Source organism: Tardiphaga sp. OK246 (assembly GCF_900188215.1).
Lineage (GTDB): Bacteria > Pseudomonadota > Alphaproteobacteria > Rhizobiales > Xanthobacteraceae > Tardiphaga > Tardiphaga robiniae.
Map to the genome: position 1 here is coordinate 12296 of NZ_FZOX01000013.1, position 24939 is coordinate 37234.

The following is a 24939-nucleotide window of genomic DNA, read 5'->3' on the forward strand; positions in this document are numbered from 1 at the left end:
GTCGAATACTTTAATAAGGCCCTCATCCAGTCGGAAGATTCCAACGATGCCGGGCCCCACTGAAATCCAGGGGACGGGCGTCGTGTTCGCGTTTGTGAATACCCGCCCGACAAATGATGATAATGCCGGTTCGTGATGGACTGGTGACAGGAGAGAAGTTGTGGCCCGTATCGCCGGTGTAAACATCCCGACCAACAAGCGCGTGCTGATCGCGCTGCAGTACATTCATGGCATCGGCCAGAAGAACGCCGCCGATATCATCGAGAAGGTGAAGATCACTCCGGAACGCCGCGTCAATCAGCTCAGCGACGCGGAAGTTCTGCAGATCCGTGAAGTCATCGACCGCGACTATCTGGTCGAGGGCGATCTTCGTCGCGAGACGGGCATGAACATCAAGCGTCTGATGGACCTCGGCTGCTATCGCGGCCTGCGTCATCGTCGCGGTCTGCCGGTTCGTGGCCAGCGCACGCATACCAATGCGCGCACCCGCAAGGGTCCGGCCAAGTCGATCGCCGGCAAGAAGAAGTAAGCTTTCGAATACGAGTTTGCGGAAGCGGATGATCATCCGCTTCTGCAATTATTTTTGGTGTAGCCGCTGGCATTACGGCGGCGTTGAGATCCTCAGAAAGGTTAGAGATGGCAAAGGAAGCCGGACGTATTCGTCGCCGCGAGCGCAAGAACATTGCATCGGGCATCGCGCACGTGAATTCGTCGTTCAACAACACGACCATCACCATCACCGACGCGCAGGGCAACACGATTGCCTGGTCGTCCGCTGGCACGATGGGCTTCAAGGGCTCGCGCAAGTCGACACCGTACGCAGCGCAGGTTGCTGCTGAAGACGTGTCGAAGAAGGCGCAAGAACACGGCATGCGCACGCTGGAAGTCGAAGTCGGCGGTCCGGGCTCGGGTCGTGAATCGGCTCTCCGCGCTCTGCAGGCCGCGGGCTTCACGGTCACCTCGATCCGCGACGTGACCTCGATCCCGCACAACGGTTGCCGCCCGCGCAAGCGTCGGCGCGTTTGATACTTTTTGATCGCGGGTGGCTCGGCTGCCCGCGATCGCTTTTGCGATGCGACTTACGCGGACTGATCCGCGATCTCCAACGCCAGTGAGTTTGATGGCATGGGTGACACAGTGACGATCCAGAAAAATTGGCAAGAACTTATCCGGCCGAACAAGCTGCAGGTAACCCCTGGCAGCGATCCAACCCGTTTTGCGACCCTGGTCGCCGAACCGCTCGAGCGCGGTTTCGGCCAGACCCTCGGTAACGCACTCCGCCGCATCCTGCTGTCCTCGCTGCAGGGCGCTGCCGTGCAGTCGGTGCACATCGACGGCGTGCTGCATGAATTCTCCTCGATTGCCGGCGTGCGTGAAGACGTCACCGACATCGTGCTGAACGTGAAGGACATCTCGATCAAGATGCTGGGCGAAGGCCCGAAGCGCATGGTCGTGAAGAAGCAGGGCCCGGGCGTCGTGACAGCCGGCGACATTCAGACTGTCGGCGATGTGACCGTTCTCAATCCCGACCTGCAGATCTGCACCCTCGACGAGGGCGCCGAGATCCGCATGGAATTCACCGTTGCCGGCGGCAAGGGCTACGTCGCTGCCGAGCATAACCGTCCGGAAGACGCGCCGATCGGCCTGATCCCGATCGACAGCCTGTACTCGCCGGTTCGCAAGGTGTCGTACAAGGTCGAGAACACCCGTGAGGGCCAGATCCTCGATTACGACAAGCTGACGATGACCATCGAGACCAACGGCGCGCTCACGCCGGATGACGCGGTCGCTTATGCCGCGCGCATCCTGCAGGACCAGCTCAACGTGTTCGTGAACTTCGAAGAGCCCCGCAAGGAAGTTGCTCAGGAAGTCATTCCGGATCTCGCTTTCAACCCGGCTTTCCTCAAGAAGGTCGACGAACTCGAGCTCTCGGTGCGTTCGGCAAACTGCCTGAAGAACGACAACATCGTTTACATCGGCGACCTCGTTCAGAAGTCGGAAGCAGAAATGCTCCGCACTCCGAACTTCGGCCGCAAGTCGCTGAACGAAATCAAGGAAGTGCTCGCCCAGATGGGTCTGCACCTCGGCATGGAAGTGCCCGGTTGGCCGCCGGAAAATATCGACGAGTTGGCCAAGCGCTTCGAAGATCACTACTGAGCATAACGAGCGGCGTGGCCGGGGTCTAACCCGGCCATGGCGTTATGGGCGAACGCAGGCAGCCCACCTGCAACATGATGTCCGACGAACCGTCGCGGCAAACTGAAATATAAGGAATATTCCAATGCGTCACGGCAAGGTTCATCGCAAGCTCAACCGCACCGCAGAACATCGCAAGGCGATGTTCGCCAACATGTGCGCGTCGCTGATCAAGCACGAGCAGATCATCACCACGCTTCCGAAGGCCAAGGAGCTCCGCCCGATCGTGGAGAAGCTCGTCACCCTCGGCAAGAAGGGCGGCCTCCACATGCGCCGCCAGGCCATCAGCGAGATGAAGGACCAGGATCAGGTCCGCAAGCTGTTCGACGTGCTGGCCAAGCGCTACGCTGATCGCCAGGGCGGTTACACCCGCATCATCAAGGCCGGCTTCCGCTACGGCGACAACGCCCCGATGGCGCTGATCGAATTCGTCGATCGCGACGAAGATGCCAAGGGCAAGGATTCGGGTCCGGTGCAGGGCGCTTCCGAAGCGGCGTAAGCCACGTCATATCAGAATTCGGAAAAGCGGCGCCTTGAGCGCCGCTTTTTTGTTGTGCTTCGTCTTTTGGATGCAGTTGCATCTTTCAATCCGCGTTCCGATATCAGCTCCGTCATTCAAACGGGAGTACGCATATGAAAATCGATCTGACGGGCAAGACAGCACTCGTGACGGGCTCGACCTCGGGCATTGGTCACGCCATTGCCAAAGGACTAGCTGCAACCGGCGCTCAGGTTGTTGTGAATGGCCGCAGTCAGGGCAAGGTGGACGCGGCAATCGCCGCGATCACCAAGGCCGTGCCCGGGGCCAAGGTGAAAGGCGTCGTTGCCGACGTGTCGACAGTCGAGGGCTGCAACGTGCTCGCTTCGGCACTCCCCGAGGTCGATATCCTCATCAACAATGCCGGTATCTTCGAGCCCAAGGGCTTCTTCGACATTCCCGATGAGGACTGGACGCGCTTCTTCGAGGTCAATGTCATGTCGGGCATCCGTCTGTCGCGCGCCTACATGCAGGGTATGTTGAAGCGCAACTGGGGCCGCATCGTTTTCATCTCATCGGAGTCCGGACTGAACATTCCCGGCGAGATGATTCACTACGGGATGACGAAGACAGCACAGCTCGCGATCTCGCGTGGCCTCGCGGAGCTCACCAAGGGCACGGCCGTGACGGTCAATTCCGTGCTGCCGGGACCGACCATGTCGGAAGGCGTGGAGACCTTCGTCAAGGATCTCGCCAAACAGAATGGGCAATCGGTCCAAGAGGCTGCTTCCAACTTCGTCAAGCAGCACCGCTCGACATCGCTGATCCAGCGCTTCGCCACCGTCGAGGAGATCGCGAACATGGTCGTCTATGTCTCGTCGAAGGAGGCGGCCGTGACCAACGGTGCAGCGCTGCGTGCAGAGGGCGGGATCGTCCAGACCATCGCATAAGCGTACGCCCCGCAAAGATAAAAAGGCGGCGCCGAAGCGCCGCCTTTGTTCGTTGTGGGACCGTGGGCATGCAGCCCCGAACCTGGAGGATTACAGAAGCGTTTTGCGCTTAGAAGGCTACCTGGGTGCGCATCGCGAACACGTCGTAGTCAGCACCGGTGTTCACGTTGCTGTTGACGGCGAACTTGTCGACGGTGCCGTGGATCCAGTTGAACATGAAGCGCATGTTCTGGTTCACATACCAGTTCACGCCGACCGTGGTGTTCTTCAGCTCACCGCCGCGAATGACACCGTCATTCAGGCTGGCATAGCTGTAGCGCACCGCGAGTTCCCACGCACCGAGATCGCCGGTCGCGAAGTTGACCGGGCGAGCCGGGTTGATGCCGCCGAAGGCACCGGCCGATGTGTTGTACTTGTGCTGTTCGCCGGTGATGACGTAGCTGGCCTGGCCGTAACCGCCGTTGAAGCTCAGGTCGGACAGACCGTTGCTGCGCTGGATGTTGTAGTCGAAGTATTCGCCCGATGCCATGAAGCTGCCGAACTTGGCGGCGGCTTCACCGCTCAGCACGCGGGCATTGTTCACGAAGTTCATGGTGCCGGTGTTGAGCAATGCGTTAGTCGCCGGATCGACGCGAACTTCGATGCGATCGGACACGCCGAGTGTGTTGTTGGTCACTCCACCGGTCTGGGCGAGATACAGCGCGTCGAAACCGACGAGGACGGTGCCGACTTCGTTGTTGATCGGCAGACCGACGGCGCGGAAGGTGGCGCCGAGCGGCTGCGGCTGGCTGTGATTGACGTTGAGGCCGGTCGTCGGACCGGTCACGTAAGCGCCGACCCAGTATTGATCGCCGAATACCTGACCACCGAACGCGGCGCGGTTGTCGCCTGCCGCGAGGCTGGTCGCGAGAACCTGCGAAGCTGCGCGTTCCATGAACATGATGTTGTTCGAGCTGGTCGCTTCGTCCAGCGTATAAGGGACGTCGATGTAACCGCCCTGGATCAACAGGCCCTTGATGCCCTTATAGGCGACATAGGCGTTGTTGAGCGTGACGTCGCCATCGGTGGTGCCGCCGGCATCGACGATCACGCCGTATTCCCAATCCTTGTTGAAGGTGCCGATCAGGCCGAGACGTGCGCGACGGGCATTGATGCCGTCATTCACGCTCTGCGGGCTGGTTCCGGCTGACTTCGGCGAGAACGAATATGCGGCGGTGTCGAGGTGCAGACGGCCGGTGATGGCGATGCAGTTCAGACCGTCGTCGGTGCAGAAGGTCGGACGGTTGCCGGGCATCGTCAGGTTCGCGTTGATGAAGGGCACAGCCTTCTTGTGCATGGCAGCGTTGGCGTTCGCAAAGTTCTGCTTGACGGTTTCCGTCTGCTTTTGCGTGGTGTTGGCCTGCTTCTGAACGTTATCGAGCTTCTTTTCCAGCGCGCGGAGCTGCGCTTTCAATACGGCAATCTCATCATTCGATGACTGCGCATGCGCCGGGCCTGCGGCCAGCGCGCCGATCACGCCGAGCGTGCCCAGGATTTTGTGTGTCGTGAAAGACATGGAGTACCCCTGTAGAAGACACAATCCGACACGCCCCGCGAATTGCTCCGCAGGTGATGGACGCGTATGGATCTGTGTTTGTGATCTTGCGAAAGAGAACGTCCGGAGGCTCTCGCCAGGCGCCGTTCACATTTAACAAGCGAGCTACCGTTGAGCTCGCGGGCAAACTAGGCAAGCTTTGCGACAGTTCTGTAAAACCCGCATCGCATTGTAGTGAACGACACCGCGGTGTCGCTTTTCGATCACAAGCGATTTAGATAATTAGCTATCTTAATTAGCTATTATATGAGAAGAGCGCATCCATGGATGCGCTCTGTTATCGTAGGTGTCTCCAGGCGGGAATTTCGTGGGTAGCAGTTCCGTGATCACCAGCCTTCGAGCACGATCTTGCCGTGCGACTTGCCGGATTCGAGCAACGCATGCGCGCGCTTGAGATTCGCGGCATTGATGGTGCCGAAGGTCTTGTCGAGCGTGGTGCGCAGCACGCCCTTGTCGATGAGATCTGCGACGTCGTTGAGGAGGTAATGCTGCGCGATCATGTCAGGCGTCTGGAATGACGATCGCGTGAACATGGATTCCCAGTGCACCGAGACGGCCTTGCCCTTGAACGCGGACATGTTGAATTCAACGGGATCGTCGATCAGCCCCAACTTGCCCTGCGGTGCGATCAGGTCGGCAAGCGCCTTGTAGTGCTGTTCCGTCCCCGTGAGGCTGGCGACGAGTGAGACCGGCGGCAGTTTCAATGCGTCGATCTGCTCCTTCAGCGGCTTGCTGTGATCGATCACCGCATGTGCGCCGAGATCCTGGCACCACTTGATCGTCTCGGGCCGCGATGCCGTTGCCACAACGGTGAGGCCGGTGAGGCGGCGTGCAAGCTGGATGAGAATGGAACCGACACCGCCGGCGCCACCCATGATGAGCAGCGTGCGTGGATCGTGGCTCTTGCCAGGCGCGACGCCGAGTCGGTCAAACAGCAATTCCCACGCCGTGATCGTGGTGAGCGGCAGCGCCGCAGACTGTGCGAAGGAGAGCGAGGAGGGCTTGCGGCCGACAATGCGCTCATCGACCAGATGGAACTCGGCATTAGTGCCCTGGCGCTGGATCGAGCCGGCATAGAACACCTCGTCGCCCGGCTTGAACATCGTGACGTCGGGGCCGACAGCATCGACGACACCGGCAGCGTCATAGCCGAGGATCTTGGTTTCGCCGGCGGTTGGCGCCGCGCGCTTGCGCACCTTGAAATCGACGGGGTTGGCCGAGATCGCCTTCACCGATACGCGGATGTCGCGACCGGTAGGTTCTGGCTTCGGAGCCTCAAAATCGACCAGTGCGTCAGTTGCGTCGATCGGGAGGGATTTGGTGTAGCCGACTGCCTTCATTGGGTGCGCTCCATGCTCCTGGCGGGAATGTCCCGAAGAGGTGTCCCGAGGCGACAATAATTGCAAGTACTGTCATTTCAGGGATATAGTCACCGAATGGATACTATTGGGTATTTGCGATGAAACGGCGTGATTTCGGCAATGGGCCGGGCTGTCCGGTCGAGGTGACGCTCGATCTGATCGACGGCAAATGGAAGGGCGTGATCCTGTATCATCTGCAGCAGGGGCGGCTGCGTTTCGGCGAGCTGCGCAAGCTGATGCCACGGATCACCCAACGCATGCTGACCAAACAGCTGCGCGCGCTCGAGGAGGATGGGCTGATCGTCCGGACGGTCTATGCCGAGGTCCCGCCGCGGGTCGAATATGCACTGTCGGAAACCGGGCTCGGATTGCGCCCGGTCATCGATGCCCTCAAGGCGTGGGGTGACGCGCACAAGATGCGCCAGAAGTCGGTCGCTGCCGCATCGCCCCAGCCGCGCAAAAAAGCGCCGGTGGAGAAGGATGTGCCGGCGGACGCAAGCTAGCTCCTGCCCTTCTATTGCCCCGCTCAGCAGCCTATATTCGCCGCGATTTCCTCAAAGAGGCCCCGATGATCCCATTTTTCCGCAACGCTGCGACCGCTTCCGCTCTGTGCGTCATTGTCCTGTCGTCCGCACTCGCGCCGGCTGTTGCACAAGATCGCCGGGTCCCGACATCGCCGACGGAAATGAAGCTGTCCTACGCGCCGATCGTGCAGCGGGTGCAGCCAGCCGTGGTGAACGTCTATGCAGCCAAGACGGTGCAGAACCGCAATCCGCTGCTGGACGATCCGGTGTTCCGCCGCTTCTTCGGCGGCCAGGGCATGCAGCCGGAGCAGATGCAGCGTTCGCTCGGTTCGGGTGTGATGGTCGACGCATCGGGCCTCGTCGTTACGAACAACCACGTCATCGAAGGCGCCGACCAGGTGAAGGTGTCACTGGCGGACAAGCGTGAGTTCGAGGCCGAGATCGTGCTCAAGGACAGCCGCACCGATCTGGCGGTGCTGCGCATCAAGGACAGCAAGGAGAAATTCCCGACGCTGGACTTCTCCAACTCCGACGATCTGTTGGTTGGTGATGTCGTTCTCGCCATCGGCAACCCGTTCGGCGTCGGCCAGACAGTGACCCACGGTATCGTGTCGGCGCTCGCGCGCACGCAGGTCGGTATCACCGACTATCAGTTCTTCATCCAGACTGACGCTGCGATCAATCCCGGCAATTCCGGCGGCGCGCTGGTCGACATGACCGGCAAGCTGGTCGGCGTGAACACCGCGATCTTCTCGCGCTCCGGCGGCTCGCAGGGCATCGGCTTTGCGATCCCGGCGAACATGGTGCGCGTCGTCGTTGCCTCCGCCAAGAGCGGTGGCAAGGCCGTGAAGCGTCCGTGGCTCGGCGCGCGGCTGCAGAACATCACGCCTGAAATTGCCGAGACGCTCGGGCTCAAGACACCGTCTGGCGCGCTGGTCGTCAATGTCACGGCGAACAGCCCGGCTGCGAAGGCCGGTCTCAAGGTCTCCGATCTCGTGACTGCCATCGATGGCCAGACCATCGAGGATCCAAATGCGTTCGAATATCGCTTCGCGACGCGGCCGCTCGGCGGCACTGCGCAGCTCGATGCACAACGCAGCGGCAAGCCGGTGAAGCTGACCGTTGCGCTCGAGGCGGCCCCTGACACGGGCCGTGACGAGATCACGCTGACGGCGCGTTCGCCATTCCAGGGCGCCAAGGTCGCCAATATCTCGCCGGCTGTTGCCGACGAGTTGCGGCTGGATTCCAGCACCGAAGGCGTTGTCATTACAGAGCTGACCGATACGGCTACAGCGGCTGGCGTCGGTTTCCAGAAGGGCGACCTGATCATCGCGGTCAACGGCACCAAGATCGGCAAGACCAGCGATCTCGACAAGGTGACGCGCGAGGGCGCGCGGCTGTGGCGCATCGTGGTGGTACGCGGCGGTCAGCAGATCAACGTTACACTCGGCGGATGAGCCCGAAACAACCCACGCCTTCTGCAAACCTGTTTGCCGCAGCCGGGCTGGAGCAGGACGCGCCGCGTCCGCTCCCGGAACGGCTGCGGCCGCGCGTGCTGTCCGATGTGGTCGGGCAGGATCACATCCTCGGGCCCGATGGTGCGCTGACGCGCATGCTGGAAACCCGCACGCTGGGTTCGCTGGTGTTCTGGGGGCCGCCCGGCACCGGCAAGACCACCGTCGCGCGCCTGCTGGCCGATGCCACTGAGTTGCAGTTCGAGCAGATTTCGGCGGTGTTCTCCGGTGTTGCCGATCTGAAGAAAGTGTTCGAAGCCGCGCGTGCCCGCCGCGAGATGGGCAAGGGCACGCTGTTATTCGTCGACGAGGTGCATCGCTTCAACAAGGCGCAGCAGGATTCTTTCTTGCCGGTCATGGAAGACGGCACCGTGGTATTGGTCGGCGCCACCACCGAGAATCCATCCTTCGAACTCAACGCCGCTCTTCTGTCGCGCGCGCGCGTGCTGGTGTTCCAGTCGCTGGATGCCGCGGCGATCGAGAAGCTGTTTGCGCATGCGGAGAGCGTCGTCGGCCGCACATTGCCGCTCGATGCGGAGGCGCGCGCCGTACTGGTGCGCATGGCCGATGGCGATGGCCGCGCCGCGCTGACTTTGGTGGAAGAAGTCTGGCGCGCCGCGCGGACCAATGAAGTATTTAACGCGGCGCAACTGCAGGACATCCTGCAACGCCGTGCGCCGATCTACGACAAGTCGGCCGATGGCCATTACAATCTGATCTCGGCGCTGCATAAGTCGGTGCGCGGCAGCGATCCCGACGCAGCGCTGTATTACCTGTGCCGCATGCTCGATGCTGGCGAGGATCCGCTGTTCCTGGCGCGCCGCGTGGTGCGGATGGCGGTGGAGGACATCGGTCTCGCCGATCCCCAGGCGCTGGTGATCTGCAACGCCGCCAAGGATGCCTATGATTTTCTCGGCCATCCCGAAGGCGAACTCGCCATCGCCCAGGCCGTGATCTACATCGCCACCGCGCCGAAATCGAATGCCGCCTATATGGCCTACAAGGCCGCGATGCGGACCGCGAAAGAGGGCGGCTCGCTGCTGCCGCCGAAGCACATCCTGAACTCGCCGACCAAGCTGATGAAGTCCGAAGGCTATGGCGACGGGTACCAATACGACCACGACACGCCCGAAGCTTTCTCCGGCCAAGACTATTTCCCGGAAGCCTTGGGGCGTCAGACCTTCTATGATCCGCCGGAGCGCGGGTTCGAACGCGAGATTCGCAAGCGGCTGGATTACTGGACCAGACTGAGGAACGAGAGACAATCATGAGCCGTCGCGACAAGAAGCCTCTCGCCAAGCGTGGTCCCGGTGGTGAGCGCAGCAAGGCGCCGCGTGGCAAGGGTGCTGCGCCGAAGGGGGCTGCCTCCAAGGCCGCGGCGTCGAAGGGCGAGCGGCCGTCATTCGGTAAGGCTGGCCGCGTGAGCAGCGATCGCCCGATGAGTGCGCGTCCGCCGCGTGCGCGTGCCGGTGAACGCTCAGAGTGGGCCGAGCGGCCGGAACGTGCCGAGCGATCCGAACGCCCTCAGCGTGCCGAACGAGCCGAGCGCTTCGATGCGCCGCAGCGCTCCGAACGTCCGGCCGGCAAGCGTCCACCAAGCCCGCGTCCTTCCGGTTCGCGTCCGGGCGGCAAGGCCGCGCCGCGTTATGGCAACGCGCCACTGCGTGAGCCGCGACCACCTGCGCCTTATCTCGACGAAGAACCGGCGAAGCCGGAAGTTGCGCCAGCGCCGCTGCCCACCGCCGTGCAGAACGTCATCGTCACGCCTGATGAGAACGGCATGCGCGTCGATCGCTTTCTCGAAGCGCATTTCCCCGGCCTGTCATTCTCCCATATCCAACGCATCGTCCGCAAAGGCGAGCTGCGCGTGAACGGCAAGCGTGCTGACAGCAAGGATCGGTTGGAAGAGGGACAGACCGTCCGCATTCCGCCGCTGAAGCTCGATGCGCCGAAGGTCGTCGGTGAGCTCTCCGAGGCTGCCAACAAGACTCTGCAGGCGCTCAAGGAGATGACGATCTACGAGGACGCCGACGTCATGGTGCTGAACAAACCTGCCGGCCTTGCCGTGCAGGGCGGCTCGGGCATGACACGTCACGTCGACATGATGCTGGAAGTGATGCGCGACGCCAAGGGACAGAAGCCGCGCCTGGTGCACCGTCTCGACCGTGAAACGTCGGGCTGCCTGTTGATCGCCAAAACGCGCTTCGCCGCCACCAAACTCACCGGCGCGTTCCGCGAACGCTCTGCGCGAAAAATCTATTGGGCGCTGGTTGCCGGCGTACCGAAGCCCAAGCAGGGACGCATCTCGACCTATCTGGCCAAGGAAGAGAACGAGGAAGACACCATCATGCGCGTCGCCAAGCATGGCGACGAGGGCGCAAGCCACGCGGTGACCTATTACGCCGTGGTGGAGACCTCGGCGCAGAAACTCGCCTGGGTGTCGCTGAAGCCGGTGACGGGGCGTACGCATCAGTTGCGCGCGCATATGGCGCATATCGGCCACGCGATCGTCGGCGACCCGAAATATTTCAACATCGAGAACTGGCAGTTGCCGGGCGGCATTCAGAAGCGTTTGCATCTGCTGGCGCGCCGCATTGTGATCCCGCATCCGCGTGGCGGCGTGATCGACGCGACGGCGCCGCTGCCGCCGCATATGCTGCAATCGTGGAACTTGCTCGGTCTCGAACACGACCGGTTCGATCCGATCGAGAACGCACCGGAAGAGTAGGGCGTTGTCGGGCTCCGACAACATCCCGTGCGCGACGTCGGCAACCGCCGACGTGCCCGATTTCGACGCCGCGTTTCGCGCGCGTCTGCATGATCTGTTTGTGTGGCGCCGCGATATCAGGCGCTTCAAGTCCGATCCACTGCCTGCGGGCTTTCTCGATCGCCTGCTCGATACTGCGTGCCTCGCGCCTTCGGTGGGCCTGAGCCAGCCATGGCGCTTTGTCATCGTCGACGGTGCGTCACGTCGTCAGGCGGTGCTGGAGAATTTCAGCGCCTGCAATGCCGAGGCGTTGAGCGCCTATACCGGCGAACTCGCGCAGAGCTATGCGACGCTCAAGCTCGCCGGTCTGCGCGAAGCGCCATGCCACCTCGCGGTATTTGCAGACCACGCGACGGATGTTGGCCACGGCCTTGGCCGCCGCACCATGCCGGAGATGGCGGACTATTCGGTGGTGACGGCGATCGCAACCATGTGGCTCGCCGCGCGCGCTGAAGGCATCGGCATGGGCTGGGTCTCGATCCTCGATCCTGCTGCGATTGCCGTGACACTCGATATACCCCGTGACTGGCGGTTGATCGGCTATTTCTGCATCGGTTATCCGGAGATCGACGACGATCGGCCGGAACTCGAGCGCGCCGGATGGGAACGCCGTCATTCGGCAGCGGATCACATTGTCCGGCGCTGACACTTGATGTGATGCGGGATCGTGACAACATGAGACGAATGAGACATCGCTCTATCCCATTCGCTGTGTTGGTCGGCATTGCGGCGCTCTCTGCTGCGCCTGTGGTCGCGCAGGTGATCGGTGTGCCCGGCAATCCGGCGCTGATCACGCCGCTGCCGCCTGCACCGCCACCGCCGCGGATCGAAGTACCTGTCGTGCCTCAGCTCGGCGATCTGCCGCGGCAGCAGAATGTGCCGCAGGCGCGGAGGTCTTTCAGCGATCGTATCACCGACTGTTTGCAGGATGGCGCCGCTGCGGGTCTCGGCCCGAATGATCGTGCGACCTATTCGCGGGCCTGCGCCAATCGTTGATACGAGCGATTTGGTCTCGCGTGGCGCCCGTCTGTCGCGTAAATTGACGGCTGGCGAACAGGAATTGAGACCCTCGATGCGTGAATTGTTTGACGAAGTGTACGGCCAGTCGCAGCTCGATCCGCAAGAGGCGGTGCGACGGTCGACGCGAGGTCCACAGCGCAAGCGTTTCTACAAGACCGTTGGGATGAGCGAGACGCCGGATGGCTTTGCCATCATGCTCGACGACAAGACCGTACGCACGCCATCGCGCCATCTGCTGGTCGTTCCTACATCAGCCATTGCCGAGGTCATGGTTGCGGAATGGGATGCGCAGCAGGATGTCATCGACCCCACGAGCATGCCGGTGACACGCCTGGCCAATAGCGTGATCGACGCGATCCGCGACGAGGCGCAGACCCAGGCAGTGGCTGACGATATCACCAAATACTTCAGCACCGATCTGCTGTTCTATCGCGCCGGCTATCCCGAGGCGCTTATCGCGCGCGAGGCTGCGGCATGGGACCCTGTCTTGTTCTGGGCTGCCGATGATCTCGGCGCGCATTTCATCCTGGCTGAGGGCATCGTGCATGTCAGCCAGCCCGAACAGGCGATCGCATCTGCCCGCGCGGCGCTGCCGAGCGATCCATGGGCGATCGCCGCGCTGCATCTGGTGACGACGATCACCGGCTCGGCGCTGCTCGCGCTGGCGCTGCTCCATGGCCATCTGAATGCCGATCAGGTCTGGACCGCCGCCTTTGTCGACGAGGACTGGAATATCGAGAAGTGGGGCCTCGATGAGGAAGTCGCTGCGCGGCGCGCGGCGCGGCAGGTGGATTTCAAGGCTGCCGTGCTGGTACTGAAGGCGGTCGTTCCGTCAGCGGGTTAATTGGAAGTTAACGACCGTTAACTAGCGTAGCTGCACCATTGTCCGGTGCCGCTCACCATGCCGACTCCCGTCAACTCAATCTTACCGGTTGTCTCCGCGCAGGGCGTGGCGAGCGAAGTCGCGTTTCAGCCCGGCAGCGTGATTGCCGGCCGCGTGCTCTCGGTCTCGCCAGACAATCAGATCCGTATCGCCATCGGGCACAGCACGATCGACGTGCAATCGCAGGTGCCGTTGCAGGCCGGGCAGGTGCTGCAATTCGCAGTGTCGAAGACGGACAACGGCAACGTCCAGCTTGCCATCGTCACACCGCAGAATACAGGTGCGGGGCAGGCGGGCGGTACGTCCTCCGGCGACGTGACCCTCGCGCCAGACGTGCCAATCAATCTCGCCAATGCCATCGCGACCTCCAAGATCCGGCTGACATCGCTGGAAGCACAGGCGGTCTCCACCGCCACGCAAAGTGCCGTGACGCAGCAGGCGAGCCTGGCCACGCTATTTGCCAATCTCGGAGCCGCGACCTCGCTGACGGGTCTGCCGCCGCAGCTCCAGCAGGCGGTCGCGCAGGTGCTGGCGCAGCGCCCGCCGCTCGATGCCCAGCTCACCGGCGAGGAAGTCAAATCGGCGTTCCAGAATTCCGGCCTGTTTCTGGAGTCATCGCTGGCCAAGGGATCGCTGCCGCAAGGCCGGCTGCCCGACATGAAAGCGGCATTGATCGTATTGCGCCAGGCGTTGGCGACGACGCTCGCCACCGCGAGTCCGACCCAGAGCACGACGCCAGCGACGGCGAATGCAGCGACACCGGTGGCTACGCTGGAGCAGCCTGCATCGGCATTGGCAAACGCGCTTCCCAGTGTCGTGGCGCAGGTCGCCGCACAGCAGGCGCAAACTGCTGCAGCGACAGTGGTCATGCTGCCCAAGACCGGCATCAAGAACGATCCGCTGCAGCAGGCTGGACTTCTCGCCGCAGACGAGCACGTGCTCGATGTCCCGGCTCAAGCCGCACCGGGCGTGGCAAAAGCTCCCGAAGCGGCTGCACGGTTGGCGACCAATGGCGCAGCGCTCAACCTGCTTCGGGAAGCGCTGCAGACGGCTCCCAAGGGCATGGGAAGCGCAGCATCGCTGGTGTTCGACGACAGCATGATGATGGATCTGCTGCCCGCTACGAAGGCGCCAGCGGGCCAGCCGGGTGCCGAAACGAACATCGCGCGCAACACCCTTCCGCCGCCGCCGTTACGCGGCGCGCTGCCGACGGCACAGCCGATGGCTTTGCCGACACTCCCGGCAAATGCGCCGCTGGGCACCACCGTGCATCATCTGCTCGCGGATACCGATGCGGCGCTGGCGCGCCAGACCCTGCTGCAGGTGGCATCCTTGCCGGATCGTGCGGACGGACTTGCGACGCCGCGGCTCGATCAGGCATCGCCGCGCTGGAGTTTCGAAATTCCATTTGCGGTGCCCGCCGGCACGGCCATGGCGCAGTTCGAGATTTCGCGTGATGGCGGCAATGGCAGCGAGGCTGAAGCGGCCAAGCAAGTCTGGCGGGCGCGCTTTTCGCTTGATGTCGAACCGGCCGGCCCGGTCCATGCGCTGGTCTCGCTGACCGGCGACAAGACGTCGGTGCGGATGTGGGCCGAGCGTCCGGCGACAGCGCTGCAATTGCAGGCCGGTACGGCGCAGCTCAATCAGGCGCTGATCCGCGCCAATCTGCAGCCCGGCGATATCGTGGTCCGCGAGGGCGCACCGATGCAGCCCGCGCCGGCGTCGGCCGGGCACTTCCTGGATCGCGCGCTATGATCGTGCAGCCCAAAAGATCGCTCGCGGTCGCGCTGCATTACGACAAGACCGGCGCGCCTGTTGTCACCGCGAAAGGCAAGGGCGCGATCGGTGAGAAAATCATCGAGGTCGCCAAGGCCCACGACATTCCCATCGAGGAAAATGAGGTACTCGCCGGCGCACTCTCGAATGTCGAAATCGGTGATGAGATTCCAGCCGAGCTCTACAAGGCTGTCGCGGAAGTGTTGGTCTTCGTGCTGCGGCTGTCGGGCCGCGCGCACTAGCCGCGCTATCCGGCGACGATAGTCTTCAACGCGTTGGTGACTGTTCTGCGTCGACCTCAAGGCTGGTGATCTCGCATCCGCGAGCTATCAACCCTCAGTCCGCCCGGCATGAATGTAGATTTGTTGCAGCGCATTTCCTATCGCGCACAAGCTGATGCTTGCCAAGTTCCAGCTTTGTGCAACTATGAAACTCGGGAGAGGCTAGTGCTCGCCTGACGCTGTTGGAATGGGGGATCACGTGAGTGAGACGCTGCATCCGAACGCTCCGCATCATCTGCCTGGCTTCATTACCGCTCCCGGTGAGACTGACACGCTCATGGTTGTGGTCGGAATCGTTCTGATCGGCTCCATCATGATGGTCGGCAATCTGTACCTGCGCCTGCACAGCATGCCGGAACGGATGGCGCACAAATCGCAGAAGCTGCAGTTTGAAATCGTCGCCGTGTTGGGCCTGATCGCATTGTTCACCCATAACCATCTGTTCTGGATAGTCGGGCTGTTGCTGGCGATGATCGATCTGCCGGATTTCAGCACGCCACTGCGCAGTATCGCAGGATCGGTGCGGAAGATTGCCGACGGCGATGCTACCAGCGAAACCACCGAGCTGTCCGGTGAACCACCACCGCTCCCTGTCACGGCGGAAACATCGAGCCGCCCCGGCGAAGCCGGAGGGCACGGTCATGCTTGAGCTACTCCTCTGCTCGCTGCTGACGGTTGTTCCGGATTATCTCTATCGTCGCTATGGACAGGGCAAGCGCCTGGGGCGGGAGATCACGTTCGCGCGCAATCCCGGCATGGCGCCGCAACGTGATATCGAGAAACTTGAGGTGCTGCTGACCGGTCGCCAGGGCGCGCTCGACGCGGCCATGGCCGCGCGACAATCCGCGATGACGCGTATCTCCGCGCTGCTGCCGGCGGAGAAGGCCAGCGCGCAGGCGGCACTTGCGGAGGCGCAAGTCGATCTCGACAAGACGTTCATTCGCGCAGGCGTGGACGGGCGCGTCGAGCAGTTCACGCTTCGCGTTGGCGATGTCGTCAATCCCGTCATGCGATCGGCGGGCATTCTCATTCCGGAGAATGCGGGCCGCGTGCTCTCTGCAGGATTCGGGCAAATCGAAGCGCAGGTGATGAAGGTGGGCATGGTTGCCGAGGCGACCTGTATTTCGAAGCCGTGGACCGTCATCCCGATGGTGGTGACCGGCGTTCAGAACTATATCGCGGCTGGCCAGTTTCGCGGCGGCGAGCAGTTGGTGGAAGCGCAGCAAGTCCGCGCGCCGGGCACCATCCTCACATTACTGGAGCCAATCTATCAGGGCGGTCTCGACGGCGTGACGCCCGGCAGTAGCTGTATCGTCAATGCCTATACCAGCAATCATGACGCCATCGCCGCGAAGGGGATCGGTTCTTTCAGGTGGCTGGCGCTTCATGCCGTCGATGCCGTTGGGGTCGTCCACGCGATGTTGCTGCGGATCCAGGCGTTGTTGCTTCCTGTCAAGACGCTGGTGATGAGCGGTCACTGAGCTCCGCGCGTTCTGCGGGGCGAGGCGGTCGTTCTGGGACGCTCCTGAACTGGCGCTGCTATGCCCGTTGAACTAGCCTTCGTGAACAAGAAAAAAGCTCACGGAGGAAATCATGAAGTCCCCATCACTCTGGATGTCGTCCATCGGACTGTCGTCGCTCGCGCTTGCAGCGGCCAGCGGCTGGTTTGCCGCCACCATGTTTGCGCAGCCTGCCACCAGCAAGGAGCCGCGTTTTCCGCAGCTCACCATGGATCAGCTCGACGCCAGCCAGAAGCCGCTCGGCGAGCAGGTGATGAAGGTCTCAAGCGTGGGGCTCGCCGGCCCCTATAATCCGATGATGCGCAGCCCGGTGCTCGGGCAAAAGCTGTTCGACCTGTTCGCCTATCTGCGGTGGGACACGTCCGTTCCGGTCAAGCTCAATGAATTCGCGATCATCATCATCGGCCGGCAATGGCGCTCGCAGGTCGAGTGGTTCGCGCATGCGCCGCTCGCGCAGAAGGCGGGGCTGTCGCCCGATATTATCGCCGATCTCAAGGCCAACAAGCGGCCGGCAAACATGGCTGAAGACGAGGCGACGGTATATGACTTCGTCACTGAGCTGACGAGCACGCACAAGGTCTCCGACGCGACCTATGCGCGTGCCAAGAAGATCTTCAACGATCAGCAGATCGTCGATCTCACGGCCGTGGCCGGCAACTACGTGATGGTGGCGATGTTGCTGGCGATGGCGGAAGAGAGCACGCCGCCCGGCAAGGAGGCGCCGTTCAAGCCGGGCGAGCCGTGAGGCCGCGGATCAGGCAGCCTTGATCGGATTGCCGGTGGTCGGGTTTTCCGCGCTGGCGACCGGCAATGTCGCATCCTTGCCGATGCGACCAAGATGGGTGAAGCGAAAGCCGGCGTCGTATTTCAGCCCGTAGCCGAGTGCGCGGTCGAAGCCGATATGGGCGAACCAGACCAGTGCGATTGAACCGGCGATCGGCTCGGCGGTGGCGATACCGGCCAGCGCGAGCAGCAGCGGCGCGATGGTCGCATGCACCAGATTATAGACCCCTGCGCCGATCCGCGGGCCGGCCAGATAGGCCAGCATGCTGAGGTCCGGCACGAAGAAAAACAGGGCGTAGATCTGCCAAGGCCCACCCGAGATCCAGTAGAACAGCGTCATTCCGACAAACAGTGCCGCGCCTTCCCAGCGCAGCAGATCGCGTACGCCACCCGTGGCTGCGCCACTGTTTTCATTGATCACGATATTGGTCATCCGGCGCTCTCCCTTGTCTGACCCCGATATAGGCAGGATCGTCGCCGGCGCCATGCGATTTTGGGGGATTCAACCCTTCCTGATGGGCGTTTCCACCGCCGAAAACCCCATGCTAGAACCTCGCCCAAACCCTGCGACTGCCGCGGGCGATAACACGTGACATTGACGGGCTGGAGCACATGAAAGACATCCTGGACACCCTCGAAGCGCGGCGTGCAGGCGCCAAACTGGGCGGCGGCGAGACGCGCATCGAGTCGCAGCACAGCAAGGGCAAGCTGACCGCCCGCGAGCGCATCGAGCTTTTGCTCGACAAGGGGTCGTTCGAGGAGTTCGACATGTTCGTCGAACACCGCTCCGTGGAATTTGGCATGGAAAAGTCCAAGATTCCGGGCGATGGCGTCGTCACCGGCTGGGGCACCGTGAACGGCCGCAAGACCTTCGTCTTCGCCAAGGATTTCACCGTGTTCGGTGGCTCGCTGTCCGAGACCCACGCGCTCAAGATCACCAAGCTGCAGGACATGGCAATGAAGGCGCGGGCGCCGATCATCGGCCTCTATGACGCCGGTGGCGCACGCATCCAGGAAGGCGTCGCAGCCCTTGCAGGTTACTCCTACGTGTTCCGCCGCAACGTCCAGGCCTCCGGCGTGATCCCGCAGATCTCCGTCATCATGGGACCCTGCGCCGGCGGCGACGTCTATTCGCCGGCCATGACCGACTTCATCTTCATGGTGAAGAACACCAGCTACATGTTCGTCACCGGTCCCGACGTTGTGAAGACCGTGACCAACGAGGTCGTCACCGCCGAAGAACTCGGCGGCGCCAGCGTGCACGCCACGAAATCTTCGATCGCCGACGGCGCCTTCGAGAACGACGTCGAGACGCTGCTGCAGATGCGCCGGCTGATCGACTTCCTGCCGGCCAACAACACCGAAGGCGTGCCGGAATGGCCGAGCTTCGACGACATCGAGCGCCAGGACCTGTCGCTCGACACGCTGATCCCCGACAATCCGAACAAGCCCTACGACATGAAGGAGCTGATCCTCAAGGTCGTGGACGAGGGCGATTTCTTCGAGATCGCCGAGACCTTCGCCAAGAACATCGTCACAGGTTTTGGCCGCATCGCCGGCAAGACCGTGGGCTTCGTCGCCAACCAGCCGATGGTGCTGGCCGGCGTGCTCGACAGTGACGCCTCGCGCAAGGCCGCGCGCTTTGTGCGTTTCTGCGACGCCTTCAACATTCCGATCGTCACTTTCGTCGACGTGCCGGGCTTCCTGCCGGGCACCGCGCAGGAATATGGCGGCCTCATCAAGCACGGCGCCAAGCTGCTGTTCGCCTACAGCCAGTGCACCGTGCCATTGGTGACCGTGATCACCCGCAAGGCCTATGGCGGCGCGTTCGACGTGATGGCCTCGAAGGAAATCGGCGCCGACATGAACTACGCCTGGCCGACGGCGCAGATCGCCGTGATGGGTGCCAAGGGCGCCGTGGAAATCATCTTCCGTCAGGATATCGGCGACGCCGACAAGATCGCCGCGCGCACCAAGGAATATGAAGACCGCTTCCTGTCACCCTTCGTCGCTGCCGAGCGCGGCTATATCGACGACGTGATCATGCCGCACTCCACCCGCAAGCGCATCGCGCGCGCGCTGGCGATGCTGAAGGACAAGCATTTGGAAGTGCCGATGAAGAAGCACGACAATATGCCGTTGTGAGGGGACTAGGTTCATCAATGACGCCATAGCGGTTGACGTTGATGTCCTTTCTTTATGGTAGCATTCGTCTCTGACAAGGACCTGCGAGGATGCGCATGATGATGAAAGCCCGTAGCCGGATCTTCAGCATTCTTGCCATGCTCGTTGGCCTCGCGAGCACCGGCGCTCTTGCCGACGAAACCGTCACCGTCGGTGGCTCACGCGCCGTGCTCATCAAACCCGCATCGCCGCGCGCCAGCGTGATCCTGATGCCGGGCGGCAGCGGCGCCATCAGCCCGGGAGAGCATGGCGAGATCAACGGGCTGAAGGGCAATCAGCTGGTGCGGACCCGCGGCGCCTATGCGGCGCGGGGGCTGGCGGTGCTGGTGGTGGATGCTGGGACCGATCTGTCGAGCGCGGTGCAATACATGGCCGCGATCAAGCGTCCGGTGACGGTGGTGGCGACCAGTCGCGGCACCCAGCGTGCCGCCGAGGGGATCGCGCGGGGCGCGCGGCCGGATGCGCTGGTGCTGACCTCGGGCTTTCTCAGTGCGGAATCGGGTAGTGGCAGCAATGTGATGTCGATTATCGGCTCGCCCTCGGCATTGCCGCGCACGCTGGTCATCCATCATCGCAATGACGGCTGCAAGTTTACCGCGCCGGCCGGCGTCGATCCGTTCGTCAAATGGTCGGTCGGGCGCGCTCGCGTGGCGTGGCTGAGCGGCGGACGCAATGACGGTGATCCGTGCGAGGCGCGGGGATATCACGGCTTCAGCGGCCTCGACGGTCAGGTCGTCGGATTGGCCGTCGGCTTTCGATAACGGCGAGATGCCGAATGTGTGAGTTCCCACGCACATTCAGTTTCCATTCATGCCGCGGGTCCGATCCTGATCTCCTCACGGATATCAGGAGGGATCGCGATGGAACGCCGTCATTTTCTGAAGATCGCCTTCGGCTTTGCCGCGGGCGTCGGCTTGGCCGCTCAGGCCATCACGCAGGCTCAGGCCGCGCCGCTGCTGCCGACCAATCCACTCGATAACCACAAACCGGACACAGAACCTCAAGCCGCAGTGGCGTCGCAGGACGACGTCGATCGTCTCCAGCCTGAGCAAGTCCAGTGGCGTCGCCGCGGCTGGCGTCGGCGTCGTTTTTGGGGTTATCGCCGCCGGCATTGGGGCTGGCGTCGCCGTTATCGGGTCCGTCGTCGGTACTGGCGCCGCCGCTACTGGTAGGTAAAGCCCGTTTGTGCTGACGCTCAGTCTCTCCAGGGCGTCAGCGGTTTGGTCTGACCGGGTTCAATGCCGCTCAGGTGACGACGCACGTTGTCATAGCTGCGATCGCCGGGGGCGAAGGTCTGCGAGCCGTCAGCCGGCTTGCCGTCCACCGTGCGGGTGAAATGCAGCACCAGGCTGTCATCGGCATTCATGGTGGCGCTGCCGTAATAGGGCATCGACAGCCGCGCGTCCTCCGCCATGGCCGCGCCAGCCATGAGCAGAATGGGGAGGGTGAGAAACAGACGGGTCATGACACCTCCTGCTGTGAGGTTGTGATGGAGGCTCAGGAAGATGGCGGGGATTTGTCCGCCGCCGGTCATCGCATGCACGGATTTGTGTTACAGGTCGCCGTCATCCGCTACCGACGAGTCCCATGCCCCATACCGAAGCCCTGCTGTTTCCGCTCGCCATGATCGCGCTCATTGCCGAGGCGATGACGGCGGCGCTCGCGGCCGGGCGGCGCAAGATGGACTGGCTCGGCGTCGCCATGCTCGGTTGCATCACTGCGCTCGGCGGTGGTTCGGTGCGCGACATGCTGCTCGGGCATTATCCGTTGTGGTGGGTGAAGAGCCCTTATCTGCTGCTGCTGACCGGCGGTGCGGCGCTGGTGACCATCGGGCTTGCGCGCGTGGTGCATCGCTTCCACGCGCTGTTTCTGGTGCTCGATGCCATCGGCCTCGTGGTCTTCACCATCATGGGCTGCAACATCGCGCTCGCCATGGATCAGCCGCTGCTGATCGTGGTCGTGGCCGGGATGATCACCGGCTGCGTCGGCGGCGTGCTCCGCGACGTGCTGTGCAACGACGTGCCGCTGCTGTTTCGCGCCGAACTCTATGCGAGCGTCTCGATCGTCACGGGGCTTCTCTATATCGGCGGCATCAAATACGGATTCAGTCCCGATCTGGTGACGCTCGTTGCCGCCGTTATCGGACTGGCGTTCCGCCTGCTGGCAATCCGGCTGAAGCTGGAAATGCCGAAATTCGTCTATGACAGCGACACCAAATAGCGCCTGCTATCAGCGCAGTCCCATGCAGCTGGCATAGAAGGTCGTGGTCGCCGGCCAGTCGGAAAACACGCCGCGGACGCCGACGTCCTTCGCCAGTACGTCCAGCACCGTCAGCGTGTCGCCATCGCGGTCGATGGCGGGTTTGACCGAGCGATGGAAGAAACCGCCGCCATTGGCCAGCGGTCCGTCGCGCTCGAGCGACCAGGTGATCAGGTCGAGCTCGGCGTCGCGCGCTGCCTTGGCATAAGGGGAGGGCACGATCTGACCGCTGCCATCAAGCGTCAGCAGCATGTAGATCGGCGGCGCGAGAATCTTGACGCCGGCAGCCTTGAGTTCGGCCATCGACGGTTTCCACGTTTCCGCGCGCATGTGATCGAAACCCGGTGTTTCATAGCGGCCGTCGAGATAGACCGCCTGCGCGCCGAATTCCGGCGCGGTGCGGATCCAGAACTTGATGTCGTTGAGATCGAAGCTCTGGGCAAATACGTCGCCAGGCGGAATGCCGGCGGCACGATATTCGTCGAGCATCTGGGTTGCGTATTTCTCCTGGCTGTAATCGCCGTCGAACGGCATCGGCACTTCCGGCGCCTTCAGCTCCGGCGTGAATTTGGCGCCGAGGCTCTTGATCAGCGCGATGCTTTGCGCGTGGGTCATCAGCGTGCCCGAGCTCGCATAAAGATCGGTGCGCCAGTGCGGCGTGCCGTTCTGATAATCAGCGATGGTCGTGGCAGAGGTGTTGGCGGAATCCATCTTCGCCGTCAGCGTCCTGAACTCCGCCAGCGTGATGTCGCTGGTACAGCATTTCGCCGATGCCTTCTTGCCGGTGGCGGGATCGGCAGGGCTGAAAGGTTGCGTGCACTTGTTCGCCAGCGCCGGCACCGACAGGATGTTCGTTGTCGTGTGCAGGTCGCATTGCGAATGCCGGCAGACCAACTGGCGGTCCTTGGTGAAGGTCACGTCGCATTCGATCACGCCGGCGCCCATGCGCGCCGCAGCGAGATAGGACTCGCGGGTATGCTCGGGGAATTGCAGCGGCGCGCCGCGATGGGCGATGGAGAAATCGCTCTTGCGAAACGGCCCGGTGCAGGTGCTGAGCTTTGCCTTCAGCGGGCCGTCTTTCATCTTGTCGACAAGATAGAACGGCCGCGGGCCGAGCTGTGGCTCGGGCAGTGCGATGGTGTCGGCGCGGCCGGTCGTCAGCGATGAGAGGCCGAGCAGCCCGGCCAGTATGAGACGACGCAAAGCGCGCGACATGACGATCTCCAGAATAGCGAAGTGCCATTCTGTCATCTTCGTGTGACGGCTGTAACCGGCGCGTGGGCAACAAAAAACCCCGCCATAGGCGGGGTCTTCGTCGTCAGGATGATGCAGCGATCACCAGCGGCGGATGCAGCGGCCGTAGGGATTGCGGAAAAAGCCGGGGGGGCAGTAACCCGGGCCGCGCGGCGGCGGACCACGGAACATCGGGCGGCAACCGCCATAGGGACCGCGGGCATAGCCGGGGCCGCAGCCCTGAGCGACTTGGATCACGCCTGCCGTGTCTGCAGCGCTCAGCGGAGCCAGAGGCATGGCGCTGGCGGCACCGATGCCCCCGACGCTAACGGCAAACAAGGCTGCCGCAAAGATCGTCTTCATTCGTGTTCTCCCTCGATGGTGCCGCGATGCGGCGCAGAGAATAATGATGGCATCGCATCACCCGCTGCAGGACTCTTACGGGCAAGAAAATTGCTGGGGATCAACGCTGCACAGCACGATTAAGCCGATTCGATCTGAATACAGCATGAATGTTTCGGGATATCCGCGTAGCAGGGCGCGGCAGTTGCTACTTCGCCGCGAGGAAGCCCAGCATCAATTCGTTGAATTTGGCCGGTGCATCGAGAAACACGATATGGCCCGCGTCCGGAAGCACCTCGGCCTTCGCGTTCGGCATCTTCGCCGCCAGCGCCTTGGCGAGATCGGCGTTCTGCCCCATCTTCGGCCGCAACGCCTCCGGCGCATTCGGCTTACCCGGTGCGTTGTGATCGTCGGCGCCCATGATGAACAGGGTCGGCAATGCGATCAGCGGAATTTCGTGGACCACGGGCTCGCGATAGATCATCTGCGCCGAACTGACGAAGGCGCGCAGCCAGCGCGGATATTCCGGCGATCCCTTGATGTTGAAACGCGCGTCGATAAAGGGCGTTACCTGGTCGGGCTGCATCTTCAGCGAATAGTTCACCTCGAGCTGTTTGCGGTAACCTTCCGCCGTCAGCTTGTCTTCGTTCTCCAGAATCTTTTCGGTCGGCGTCGGTGGCACATAGAGCCGATAATCCTCAAGTCCGATCGGCGCCGCGAGCAGCAGGTGATCGATGCGATCGGGATAAGCGCGGGCAATGCGCACGCTCAACATGCCGCCCAGGGAATGCGCGACGATGTCGAATTTCGCGATCCCGAGGTGATCCATCAGCGCCACGGTGTTACGGGCGAGGGTGTCGAAATGCAGGTCACCCGACGGCTTCGACGATTTGCCGAAGCCGATCTGGTCGGGGACCACGACGCGGTAACCTGCATCGTTCAACGTGCCGATCACCGGCGCCCAGTAGCTCGACGGGAAATTGCGGCCATGCAGCAGCACCACAGTCCGACCATTGGGCTTGGTCGATGGCACGTCCATATAGGCCATGCGCAGCTGCTCGCCGTCATTGACCAGCGGCAGCATATTGACGGGATAGGGATAGGGGAAACCTTCGAGGCCTATGCCGTAAGGCTCGCGCGCCGCAGGAGGCTCGGCCGCCTGCGATGAGGTGAACGGTAATGTTGCAATCAGCGCAGCGAGCAGCAGGCGGTTCATCGAGAAAGCTCCGGGAGAAGGAAGGTCCGGCGCGGTTTCAGGCTGCATTGCGGCGAAG

28 protein-coding genes are annotated in these 24939 nt (G+C 62.5%); 21 read left to right on the top strand and 7 right to left on the bottom strand.

All coding sequences use genetic code 11. From position 1 onward, the window contains the following. Positions 1 to 160: 160 nt before the first annotated feature. From rpsM to CHC01_RS31035, 5 genes are all read left to right on the top strand, one after another. Positions 161 to 529 (top strand): 30S ribosomal protein S13, encoded by a 369-nt coding sequence (rpsM, locus tag CHC01_RS31015; protein ID WP_068731455.1) that lies wholly within the window; start codon positions 161 to 163, stop codon positions 527 to 529. A gap of 107 nt (positions 530 to 636) precedes the next feature. After that, on the top strand, positions 637 to 1026 hold the full coding sequence (rpsK, locus tag CHC01_RS31020) for a 30S ribosomal protein S11 (RefSeq protein ID WP_068731453.1): 390 nt from the start codon (positions 637 to 639) through the stop codon (positions 1024 to 1026). A 99-nt stretch (positions 1027 to 1125) separates the two neighbouring features. Then, positions 1126 to 2157 carry a DNA-directed RNA polymerase subunit alpha gene (locus CHC01_RS31025; protein WP_089268181.1) on the top strand — a complete coding sequence of 344 codons (1032 nt, stop codon included), beginning with the start codon at positions 1126 to 1128 and terminating at the stop codon, positions 2155 to 2157. 124 nt (positions 2158 to 2281) lie between these two features. Beyond that, positions 2282 to 2695, top strand: coding sequence for a 50S ribosomal protein L17 (gene rplQ, locus CHC01_RS31030; RefSeq protein WP_089268182.1), 414 nt, complete (start codon positions 2282 to 2284; stop codon positions 2693 to 2695). Between the two features lie 134 nt (positions 2696 to 2829). Then, on the top strand, positions 2830 to 3624 hold the full coding sequence (locus CHC01_RS31035; protein ID WP_089268183.1) for an SDR family NAD(P)-dependent oxidoreductase: 795 nt from the start codon (positions 2830 to 2832) through the stop codon (positions 3622 to 3624). A 109-nt stretch (positions 3625 to 3733) separates the two neighbouring features. Here CHC01_RS31035 and CHC01_RS31040 read toward each other — a convergent pair whose 3' ends face one another. Beyond that, the gene (locus tag CHC01_RS31040; protein ID WP_244558587.1) at positions 3734 to 5179 is read right to left on the bottom strand and encodes an OprO/OprP family phosphate-selective porin; all 1446 of its coding nucleotides are present in this window, start codon (positions 5177 to 5179) and stop codon (positions 3734 to 3736) included. A gap of 365 nt (positions 5180 to 5544) precedes the next feature. Then, entirely contained in the window at positions 5545 to 6558 is a 1014-nt protein-coding gene (locus CHC01_RS31045) for a zinc-binding alcohol dehydrogenase family protein (protein ID WP_089268184.1), read from the bottom strand. Between the two features lie 119 nt (positions 6559 to 6677). On the opposite strand from CHC01_RS31045, the gene CHC01_RS31050 reads away from it, so the two are divergent. The 12 genes from CHC01_RS31050 (at position 6678) to CHC01_RS31105 (ending at position 17609) form a co-directional block, all read left to right on the top strand. Continuing rightward, on the top strand, positions 6678 to 7082 hold the full coding sequence (locus CHC01_RS31050; RefSeq protein WP_089268185.1) for a winged helix-turn-helix transcriptional regulator: 405 nt from the start codon (positions 6678 to 6680) through the stop codon (positions 7080 to 7082). A 65-nt stretch (positions 7083 to 7147) separates the two neighbouring features. Then, entirely contained in the window at positions 7148 to 8560 is a 1413-nt protein-coding gene (locus tag CHC01_RS31055; protein ID WP_089268186.1) for a DegQ family serine endoprotease, read from the top strand. After that, positions 8557 to 9888, top strand: a complete 1332-nt coding sequence (locus tag CHC01_RS31060; RefSeq protein WP_089268187.1) for a replication-associated recombination protein A — start codon at positions 8557 to 8559, stop codon at positions 9886 to 9888. Before CHC01_RS31055 ends, CHC01_RS31060 begins: the two co-directional genes overlap by 4 nt. Further along, positions 9885 to 11345, top strand: a complete 1461-nt coding sequence (locus CHC01_RS31065; RefSeq protein WP_089268188.1) for an RluA family pseudouridine synthase — start codon at positions 9885 to 9887, stop codon at positions 11343 to 11345. Before CHC01_RS31060 ends, CHC01_RS31065 begins: the two co-directional genes overlap by 4 nt. Positions 11346 to 11397: 52 nt before the next feature. Next, positions 11398 to 12030: a 5,6-dimethylbenzimidazole synthase gene (gene bluB, locus CHC01_RS31070; protein ID WP_244558591.1), complete on the top strand. Its 633-nt coding sequence runs from the start codon at positions 11398 to 11400 to the stop codon at positions 12028 to 12030. 38 nt (positions 12031 to 12068) lie between these two features. Then, the gene (locus CHC01_RS31075; RefSeq protein ID WP_244558588.1) at positions 12069 to 12380 is read left to right on the top strand and encodes a hypothetical protein; all 312 of its coding nucleotides are present in this window, start codon (positions 12069 to 12071) and stop codon (positions 12378 to 12380) included. 76 nt (positions 12381 to 12456) lie between these two features. Further along, the gene (locus CHC01_RS31080; RefSeq protein ID WP_089268189.1) at positions 12457 to 13248 is read left to right on the top strand and encodes an ATP12 family chaperone protein; all 792 of its coding nucleotides are present in this window, start codon (positions 12457 to 12459) and stop codon (positions 13246 to 13248) included. A gap of 57 nt (positions 13249 to 13305) precedes the next feature. Continuing rightward, positions 13306 to 15042, top strand: a complete 1737-nt coding sequence (gene fliK / locus CHC01_RS33250; protein WP_141137216.1) for a flagellar hook-length control protein FliK — start codon at positions 13306 to 13308, stop codon at positions 15040 to 15042. Next, positions 15039 to 15305 carry an EscU/YscU/HrcU family type III secretion system export apparatus switch protein gene (locus CHC01_RS31090; RefSeq protein ID WP_093761235.1) on the top strand — a complete coding sequence of 89 codons (267 nt, stop codon included), beginning with the start codon at positions 15039 to 15041 and terminating at the stop codon, positions 15303 to 15305. The genes fliK and CHC01_RS31090 overlap by 4 nt, the downstream gene beginning before the upstream one ends. A gap of 238 nt (positions 15306 to 15543) precedes the next feature. Beyond that, positions 15544 to 15993, top strand: a complete 450-nt coding sequence (locus tag CHC01_RS31095; RefSeq protein WP_244558589.1) for a hypothetical protein — start codon at positions 15544 to 15546, stop codon at positions 15991 to 15993. After that, the gene (locus tag CHC01_RS31100) at positions 15986 to 16825 is read left to right on the top strand and encodes an HlyD family secretion protein (RefSeq protein WP_089268191.1); all 840 of its coding nucleotides are present in this window, start codon (positions 15986 to 15988) and stop codon (positions 16823 to 16825) included. The genes CHC01_RS31095 and CHC01_RS31100 overlap by 8 nt, the downstream gene beginning before the upstream one ends. Before the next feature lie 112 nt (positions 16826 to 16937). Continuing rightward, the gene (locus CHC01_RS31105) at positions 16938 to 17609 is read left to right on the top strand and encodes a carboxymuconolactone decarboxylase family protein (RefSeq protein ID WP_089268192.1); all 672 of its coding nucleotides are present in this window, start codon (positions 16938 to 16940) and stop codon (positions 17607 to 17609) included. A gap of 9 nt (positions 17610 to 17618) precedes the next feature. On the opposite strand, the gene CHC01_RS31110 is transcribed toward CHC01_RS31105, so the two are convergent. Then, a complete protein-coding gene (locus CHC01_RS31110) occupies positions 17619 to 18080 on the bottom strand; it encodes a DUF4260 domain-containing protein (protein ID WP_089268210.1) in 462 nt (153 codons plus the stop codon). A gap of 179 nt (positions 18081 to 18259) precedes the next feature. Between CHC01_RS31110 and CHC01_RS31115 the strand changes: the two genes are divergently transcribed. The 3 genes from CHC01_RS31115 to CHC01_RS31125 all read left to right on the top strand — a co-directional run bounded on the left by CHC01_RS31115 (position 18260) and on the right by CHC01_RS31125 (position 21003). Continuing rightward, positions 18260 to 19792 carry an acyl-CoA carboxylase subunit beta gene (locus CHC01_RS31115; RefSeq protein ID WP_089268193.1) on the top strand — a complete coding sequence of 511 codons (1533 nt, stop codon included), beginning with the start codon at positions 18260 to 18262 and terminating at the stop codon, positions 19790 to 19792. A 137-nt stretch (positions 19793 to 19929) separates the two neighbouring features. Further along, on the top strand, positions 19930 to 20592 hold the full coding sequence (locus CHC01_RS31120) for an alpha/beta hydrolase (RefSeq protein WP_244558592.1): 663 nt from the start codon (positions 19930 to 19932) through the stop codon (positions 20590 to 20592). Positions 20593 to 20691: 99 nt separating this feature from the next. Then, positions 20692 to 21003 carry a hypothetical protein gene (locus CHC01_RS31125; protein WP_089268194.1) on the top strand — a complete coding sequence of 104 codons (312 nt, stop codon included), beginning with the start codon at positions 20692 to 20694 and terminating at the stop codon, positions 21001 to 21003. Positions 21004 to 21026: 23 nt separating this feature from the next. On the opposite strand, the gene CHC01_RS31130 is transcribed toward CHC01_RS31125, so the two are convergent. Further along, the gene (locus CHC01_RS31130) at positions 21027 to 21296 is read right to left on the bottom strand and encodes a hypothetical protein (RefSeq protein WP_139212566.1); all 270 of its coding nucleotides are present in this window, start codon (positions 21294 to 21296) and stop codon (positions 21027 to 21029) included. Positions 21297 to 21418: 122 nt separating this feature from the next. On the opposite strand from CHC01_RS31130, the gene CHC01_RS31135 reads away from it, so the two are divergent. Beyond that, a complete protein-coding gene (locus tag CHC01_RS31135) occupies positions 21419 to 22051 on the top strand; it encodes a trimeric intracellular cation channel family protein (RefSeq protein ID WP_089268196.1) in 633 nt (210 codons plus the stop codon). Between the two features lie 9 nt (positions 22052 to 22060). Here CHC01_RS31135 and CHC01_RS31140 read toward each other — a convergent pair whose 3' ends face one another. From CHC01_RS31140 to CHC01_RS31150, 3 genes are all read right to left on the bottom strand, one after another. Then, on the bottom strand, positions 22061 to 23305 hold the full coding sequence (locus CHC01_RS31140) for a glycerophosphodiester phosphodiesterase family protein (protein ID WP_089268197.1): 1245 nt from the start codon (positions 23303 to 23305) through the stop codon (positions 22061 to 22063). 120 nt (positions 23306 to 23425) lie between these two features. Beyond that, positions 23426 to 23686, bottom strand: coding sequence for a GCG_CRPN prefix-to-repeats domain-containing protein (locus CHC01_RS31145; protein WP_089268198.1), 261 nt, complete (start codon positions 23684 to 23686; stop codon positions 23426 to 23428). Positions 23687 to 23873: 187 nt separating this feature from the next. Beyond that, complete coding sequence (locus tag CHC01_RS31150; RefSeq protein ID WP_089268199.1) at positions 23874 to 24881, bottom strand: alpha/beta fold hydrolase; 1008 nt, start codon at positions 24879 to 24881, stop codon at positions 23874 to 23876. Positions 24882 to 24939: the final 58 nt, after the last annotated feature.